This is a genomic window from Achromobacter sp. DMS1, assembly GCF_001270295.1.
The window spans coordinates 1-7,368 of sequence record NZ_LHSJ01000211.1; the positions used below are offsets into that span (position 1 = coordinate 1).

7 protein-coding genes and 1 tRNA gene are annotated in these 7,368 nt (G+C 68.1%); 3 read left to right on the forward strand and 5 right to left on the reverse strand.

The genetic code is table 11. From position 1 onward, the window contains the following. A partial coding sequence (locus AD428_RS19880; protein WP_152968164.1) for a hypothetical protein occupies positions 1-211 on the forward strand: 211 nt, incomplete at its 5' end. A gap of 21 nt (positions 212-232) precedes the next feature. Here AD428_RS19880 and yaaA read toward each other — a convergent pair. The 3 genes from yaaA to AD428_RS19895 all read right to left on the reverse strand — a co-directional run bounded on the left by yaaA (position 233) and on the right by AD428_RS19895 (position 3,103). Next, on the reverse strand, positions 233-1,003 hold the full coding sequence (gene yaaA / locus AD428_RS19885; protein ID WP_053246330.1) for a peroxide stress protein YaaA: 771 nt from the start codon (positions 1,001-1,003) through the stop codon (positions 233-235). A gap of 16 nt (positions 1,004-1,019) precedes the next feature. Continuing rightward, the gene (locus AD428_RS19890; protein ID WP_053246331.1) at positions 1,020-1,802 is read right to left on the reverse strand and encodes a 3-hydroxybutyrate dehydrogenase; all 783 of its coding nucleotides are present in this window, start codon (positions 1,800-1,802) and stop codon (positions 1,020-1,022) included. Between the two features lie 98 nt (positions 1,803-1,900). After that, complete coding sequence (locus AD428_RS19895; protein ID WP_053246335.1) at positions 1,901-3,103, reverse strand: cation:proton antiporter; 1,203 nt, start codon at positions 3,101-3,103, stop codon at positions 1,901-1,903. 336 nt (positions 3,104-3,439) lie between these two features. Here AD428_RS19895 and AD428_RS19900 point away from each other — a divergent pair. Further along, positions 3,440-3,530: transfer RNA gene (locus AD428_RS19900), tRNA-Ser, on the forward strand. Positions 3,531-3,687: 157 nt separating this feature from the next. On the opposite strand, the gene AD428_RS19905 is transcribed toward AD428_RS19900, so the two are convergent. Further along, positions 3,688-4,647, reverse strand: coding sequence for a carbon-nitrogen hydrolase family protein (locus AD428_RS19905; RefSeq protein WP_053246332.1), 960 nt, complete (start codon positions 4,645-4,647; stop codon positions 3,688-3,690). Between the two features lie 135 nt (positions 4,648-4,782). After that, a complete protein-coding gene (locus AD428_RS19910) occupies positions 4,783-6,363 on the reverse strand; it encodes an EAL domain-containing protein (protein WP_053246333.1) in 1,581 nt (526 codons plus the stop codon). 271 nt (positions 6,364-6,634) lie between these two features. Here AD428_RS19910 and AD428_RS19915 point away from each other — a divergent pair. Beyond that, positions 6,635-7,368 (forward strand): NAD-dependent epimerase/dehydratase family protein (locus tag AD428_RS19915; protein WP_053246334.1); only part of this gene is annotated, 734 nt, incomplete at its 3' end.

The following is a 7,368-nucleotide window of genomic DNA, read 5'->3' on the forward strand; positions in this document are numbered from 1 at the left end:
CGTGGCCCGGGCGCTGGCCGGCATGGCCGAGCAACTGGACGAGAACCAGCCCGACCCCCGCCCCCAGCAGCCCGCCCTCGACACCTCGGGCGAGCTGGCGGCGCTGGCCTATCCGCTCAAGCAGATGCTGAGAGCCGCCCACATGATCCGTCAGGAGCTGATGGCCCTGGACGACCCGCTGCATGCCCGGCCACGCCCGGCCGCCGCCTGACGAGCGCCGGCCCCGCCGGGCTCAGGCCTTGCGGCGGAACACCAGCTTGTCGGGCGACGACGCCCCGGCGTCGTAGGCGTAGCCCTCCAGGTCGAAGCCCTGCAGCCCTTCGGGCCTGGACACCTTGTGCAGGATGGCATAGCGGGCCATGAGGCCGCGCGCGCGCTTGGCGTGGAAGCTGATGACTTTCCAGGCCCCGCTCTTCCAGTCCTGGAACACGCACTGCACCACGCGCGCCTTCAGCGTCTTCAGGTCCACCGACTTGAAATACTCTTCGGACGCCAGATTGACGATCACCGGCGTCTTGTCGCCCTGCAGGCGTTCGTTGAGGTATTCGGCAATGGTGCTGCCCCAGTACTCGTACAGGTTCCTGCCCTTGGGCGTGACCAGCCGCGTGCCCATTTCCAGGCGGTAGGGCTGCATCAGGTCGAGCGGACGCAGCACGCCGTACAGGCCGCTCAGGATGGCGACGTGCTCCTGCGCCCAGTCGAGCTGCCTGGCCGACAGCGTGGAAGCTTCCAGCCCTTCGTATACGTCGCCATTGAAGGCGAGCACGGCAGGGCGGGAGTTTTCCTGGGTGAAGCTGCGCTTCCAGTGCGCGTAGCGCTGCGCGTTGAGTTCGGACAACGCCGGGCTCAGGCTCATGAGCTCGCCGATTTCCTCGGCGGACTTGGTCTTGAGCACCTTGATGAGCGCGGCGGCCTGGTCCACGAACAGGGGCTGGGTATGCGCCTGCACGTGCAGCGGCGAATCGTAGTCCAGCTTCTTGGCGGGAGAGAGCAAAAACAGCATGGGGTTCGTTTCCTTGTCAGCGCGCCGTCCAGCCGCCGTCGACGGAGATGGTGGTGCCGGTAATCTGCGCGGCGGCTTCGGAAGCCAGGAACACGGCCGTGCCGCCCAGTTGTTCCGGCGTCACGAATTGCAGCGACGGCTGTTTTTCGCCCAACAGCTCGCGGGCGGCGGTTTCCTGGTCCACGCCGTTTTGCCCGGCGAGGGCCGTGATCTGTTTCTCGACCAGGGGCGTGCGCACCCAGCCCGGGCAGATAGCGTTGGCGGTAATGCCCTGGCCGGCGGTTTCGAGCGCCGTTACCTTCGTGAAACCCACCACGCCGTGCTTGGCCGCCACATAAGCGGACTTGTTCACCGAGGCAACCAGCCCGTGCGCGGAGGCAATGTTGATGATGCGGCCCCAGCCCTGCTTCTTCATGTGGGGCAGCGCGGCGGCCGTGCCGTGGAACACGGCGGACAGGTTCAGCGCGATGATGGCGTCCCACTTCTCGACGGGAAATTCCTCGATCGGGGCCGTGTGCTGGATGCCGGCATTGTTCACCAGGATGTCGATGCGGCCGAGCTGCTTCACGGCGTTGTCGATGAGGCCGCGCACGGCCTCGCCGCGCGAGAGGTCGGCACCGTCGTACACCACCTTCACCCCGTGCCGGTCCGCCAGCCCGGCGCGCACTTTCTCGATCTCGGCGGCGTCGCCGAATCCGTTGAGCACGATGTCGGCGCCCTGCTGCGCGAAGGCCGTGGCGATGCCCAGGCCGATTCCGCTGGTGGAACCCGTGACGACTGCGACTTTTCCTTTGAGCATGAGAATTCTCCTGTCTGGCGCAAGAAACGGGCATCAGTGTAGCGGGCCCGGGACGCCACAATAATGCCACGACCGCGCGCGCCGGGGTGGCGGGCGGCTCAGGAGGAAGGCGGCCCGCCCTCCTCCTTGCCGGCCGGCGCCCGCGGCGGCGCGGGCAGGTCGGCCATGCCGCCCATGCTCTCCGGCAACCGCTCCAGCAGCTTGATCAGCATGGGCACCACGCCCATCGACACCGCCACCACCATGGAAAGCACGTCGCGCTGCACTTGGTTCACCAGGTGGTTGTCCCAGGCTTCATTGAAAATCGCGAAACTGAACTCGCCGCCCTGCGCCAGCACCATGGCGAACAGCAGCCGGTGATAGCGCGGCAGGCCCAGCAGCCGCGCGAGCCCGTACAGCAGCGCGCCCTTGATGAGCAGCAGTGCGGCCACGCCCACCAGGATGAAGCGCCAGTAGTCTTCCACCACCCGCAGGTTGACCGACATGCCGATCGACAGGAAGAACAGCCCCAGGAGCAGCCCCTTGAACGGCTCGATGGACGCCTCCAGCCGGTCGCGGTAGCGCGATTCCGCCATGAACACGCCCGCCAGAAAGCCGCCCAGGCCCGCCGACAGCCCGGCAAAGTCGAACAACTGGGCGGCCCCCACCACCAGCAGCAGCGCCGCCGCCGTAAACAGCTCGGGCAGCCTGGCCTTGTCGGCCCAGCTCAGCATCTTCAGGCGGTGCCCGACGGCCAGCACCGCCACGGCCACCAGCGCCATGGTGAACGAGGGCGCCGACGTGCCGTCCGAACCCAGCAGCCCCGCCGCCAGCAGCATGGGAATCGCCGCCATGTCCTGGAACAGCAGAATGCCCAGCGCCGACCGCCCCAGCGGCGCCCGGGTCAGGCCGCGCTCGTCCAGCAGCCGCAGCGCCACCGCCGTGGACGACAGCGCCAGCGACAGCCCGCAGATGACCGCGCCCTGCCACGGCATGCCGGCCAGGTGCCGCAGCGCCATCCCCAACGCCACGCCCAGCACCAGCCCGCAGGCCAGCATCTGCATCGCGCCCAGCGCGAACACTTCCATCCGCATCGCCCACAGCCGCCGCGGCGCCAGCTCCAGCCCGATCACGAACAGCATCATCACCACGCCCCACTGGGACACGTTGACGATGGTGTTCACGTCCGTGACGAGCTTCAGGCACGACGGCCCCACCAGCAGGCCGGCCAGCAGGTAGCCGGGTATGGCGCCCAGACCGAGCACCTGTGTCAGGGGCACGCAGATGACGGCGGCAAGCAGGAGAATGAGGATCAGGTCCATGGCGCGTCCCGGCGAAAGGAAGGCACAGCGGAAGAAGAGGCACGAGCGCATTCTGCGGCATGCAGCCGCCGGCGCGAAAGCCGTCCGCGGGCCCCGGCCCCGCCCGGTGTGGCTTTTCCGACAAGCCAGACCGGGCGCGCGCGAATTCTTTACACGCCTTCCAAAATTGCTGTATAGTTACTGGCTTAGCTGCTTTGCGTGCGCAGGCTCACCGACCAAGAGCCTGACCGCGGAAACGGCTTCGGGATTTGCGCCGCTGTTTCTCTTGCAAGGTACAAGAGCAAGGTACAAGGCGCGCTTGCCGGATCCGCCATGCCGCCCGCAAAATCCAGCCACGGAGAGGTGGCAGAGTGGTCGAATGTACCTGACTCGAAATCAGGCGTACGGTTTCCCCGTACCGTGGGTTCGAATCCCACCCTCTCCGCCAGTTGCACGTCCAACGGCGTCCGGCCGAATCCAGAAAACCCGCACCAGCCAAGGCTCTGCGGGTTTTTTCTTGCCCGATGCGCCCCCCATCCCTTGCCCTCCCACTCAAGAGAGCCAGGCATCCGAGCCCACTGAGCAGCATGCCTTTCTGGCCGCGCTCAAAACGCTGTTGCGCCCGGCGCACTCCCCGGCGCGGCCTGGACGGCGGGCTTGGCCTGCGTGTCCACCTGGAGCCGGAAGACGTCGGGCCGCGCGTAGTGGCCCGACACGTCGAAATCGTATTTGCCGCGCAGGATCTGGTTCGGATCGATGTCGGCGTAGAGGATAGTCTCGCCGGCATAGTCGGGCCCGGCCAGGATCTGGCCCAGCGGGTCGATGATGGCGCTGCCGCCGCGCATCAGCACGGTTTCCGGCGCGTCGCCGAGGGCGCATTCGAAATCCTCGGGATAGGCGTCGCGGCGCAGGTGCTGGCATGCCGTGAGCACGTAGCAGCGGCCTTCGAGCGCGATGTGGCGCATGCTGGGGATCCAGGTGTCGCGGTCGTCGGCGGTGGGCGCGCAATACAGCGCGACGCCCTGGCTGTACATGTACATGCGCAGCATGGGCATGTAGTTTTCCCAGCAGATGACGGCGCCGATGCGGCCGTAGGGCGTGTCGATGACGGGCAGGGTGGAGCCGTCGCCGAAGCCCCAGATCAGCCGCTCGCCCGCGGTGGGCATGAGCTTGCGGTGCTTGCCCGCCAGGCCGCGGTGTCCGTTGAAATACAGCGCGGTGCAGTACAGGGTGCCGCCATCGGCCTCGATGCAGCCCAGCACCACGACGCTGTCGGTGTCGATGGCGGCCTGGGCGATGATCGCGACTTCGTCGCCGTCCAGGCGGACGGCCTGGCGGTGATAACTGGCGTAGGCGTCCCGCCCTTCGGGCTTGCGCATGCCGATGGGCGCGCCGAAGGTGTTGCCCTTGGGATAGCCGCCCAGGAAGGCTTCCGGAAACACCAGCACTTTCGCGCCCTGCCCGGCGGCCTCGTGGATCAGCGCGGCCGCCTTGCGCGCGCACGCGATGCTGTCGGTGGGAATCGAGGCCGCCTGGATGACGGCCGCCTTGAACGTCTGCGGCATGGTTGTCTCGCTCCTGAGGGTCCATGTTGGAGATTCCGGCCGATGGCCTGGACCATGCATGGCGCCACCGGACCGTGCTCCATGGTAACAACGGCCGCGGCGGGAGGAGAATGAAGAACGGCGGCGGCTGCCGCGTCAGGCCGCCTGCGCCCGGGCCGGACGGACCGCCCCCGCGCCATGCCGGCGGTAGAAGCGGATGAAGTCGCCGGCCTCCATGGGCTTGCCGAACAGCCAGCCCTGGCCCAGGTCGACGTCGCGGGCCTTGAGGTAGTCGGCCTGCTCCTGATGCTCGATGCCTTCGGCAACGATTTTCAGGCGCAGGGACTTGGCCATTTCGATGACGTGGTCGGTGACGTTGTGGGTGGCGGAGTCGGTGCCGATGGTGTCGACGAAGGATTTGTCGATCTTCAGCGCGTCCAGCGGCAGGCGCTGCAGGTACGAGAGGCTGGAATAGCCGGTGCCGAAGTCGTCGATGGCGATGATGTGGCCGAGCTCCCGGGCCTCCATGATCGTGGCGCGCGCCCGCTCCACGTCGAGAAAGCCGGCCTCGGTGGCTTCCAGCCATATCTGTTGCGGCGCGATGCCGGTGTCGCGCAGCATTTCGTGCAGGGCATGCAGGGAGCCGAGGTCTTTCATGTCGCCCGCGCTCAGGTTGATGGCGATGTGCGCGTTGCGGTCGCGGGCCAGCAGATCGCCCATGTCGCGGATGGCCAGGCGGAACACCTCGCGCGTGATGTCGGTAATGAGGCCATGGGCCTCGGCCACGGGGATGAACTGGTCGGGCCGCAGCAAGGCGCGGCCCGGGCGCGCCCAGCGCACCAGGGCTTCCGCGCCGACGCACGTGCCGGCGCGCAGGTCCATGATGGGCTGGTAATGCAGGACGAATTCGCGGCGGCGAATGGCGATGGCCAGCTCTCCCCGCAGCGACAGGCGCCAGCACGAAAGCCAGACGACGAGCGCGATCAGGACGGCCGAGGCGACGGCGCCCAGGGGCAGCCACAGCCAGTGTTCGCGGCGCAACGCGGCCAGAGCCTCGCTCTGCGGTTCGAGCATGACCACGGCCAGGTCGCTGCTGCGCGCGACCGAGGTCAGGTAGTCTTCCTCCAGCCGCAGCGTGCCTCCGCCCAGGGCCTGGGCCACCAGCACCAGATCGGGATTGGCCACCGAACCCAGCAGGCCCACGCCCGGCAACACCAGCGCGAGCTGCACGCCGTCGGGCAGCACCACGTCGGTGAAGCGGCCCGGTTCGATCAGGGCGCTGTAGGCGCCGTCGCGCACGGCCACCATGCGCAGCGCGGCGCTGACCACCGGCACGGCGTCGAGCTTGAGGCTGGCGCCGCTGGACAGCTTGAGGTCGGGTGGCGCCAGCGACGTCTGCGCATCGGGCACGCCCCAGGTGGTGCATCGCACCAGGCCGCCCTCGACGTATGCGATCTCGTCGATGGCGCGGTCGCGCAGCGCCAGGGTCTGCATGTGCCGCACGTGCTGCCGGCTGCAAGGCTCCAGCGCGAGAGCGTTGAGCCCGCGCAGCGCGGCCGCCGTATTGTCCAGCACGCCTTGCGCGTGGGCGCGCACGCGCTCGGCCTGGTTATCGAGGTGATGCTGCTCCTGGGCGACGGCGCGGCTCCAGGACATGTGCAGGACAAAGCCGATGGGGAGCAGGGCTCCCGCGGCGGCCAGGATTACGGTTATTCCGATTACATACTTGCGCGTCATCGACGCTCGTCCCCAGGATTTTCGCAGCGACGGCGAAAGTCATACATTTTTACACTTTTTCATGCGTCCGAGTAAGGCAATTTTGCCGCCTCGCGCATCCTGGAAAACCAGGGAAATACCGGATGGCGCGGCGTCCCGGCATTGCGGCCCGGCCGACGGCAGTCCGGGGGCAGGCTCCATGTCCTGGTTTTTTATTTCATTCATGGTTCTTTTTGCTGGGCCATGCGTCGGCCTACGCTGCAAGCCTCTCGGTTTTGATCGGTGACCTGTCATGCAAGAAAGAATTTTCCTCGCCGGCGCCACCGGCGCCATCGGCACGGCGCTCATCCCGCTGCTTCGCGCGGCCGGCTACGAGGTATACGGCAGCACCCGGCATGCGGACCGGGCCGCCCGGCTGGAAACGGCAGGCGTGCACCCGGTGGTGGTGGATGTGTTCGACGCCGAGGCGCTTGCCGTCGCGCTGATGCGCATCCGCCCGGCCAGCATCATGCACCAGTTGACGGATCTGGCCACGCTGCACGACCCCGCCCGGGCCGCCGAGACGGCGCGCCGCAACGCGCGCATCCGTGAAACCGGCACGCGCAACCTGGTCCATGCGGCGAGCCAGGCGGGCGCCGTTGGCATGGTGGCGCAAAGCATCAACTGGATCTATGCGCCCGATGCGCCGCGCCCCTGCGACGAAACGGCCCCGCTGGACCTGAATGCCACGGGCGACCGGCGGGTCAGCGTGCTGGGCGCGGCGGCGCTGGAGCGGCAGGTGCTGCAGGCGCCCGGCCTGCGCGGCACGGTGCTGCGCTACGGACGGCTGTATGGGCCGGGCACCGGCGTCAAGGCGCGGCCCGTGTCCAACGGGCTGCACGTGAACGAAGCGGCCAGGGCCGCGCTTGCCGCGCTGCGGTATACGGGCGGCGGCGTCTTCAACATTGCCGAGGACGAAGTAGAAGTCAGTTGCGCCCGCGCGCATGCGATGCTGGGCTGGCGCCCCGCCGGAGCGGCGCCTGCCGG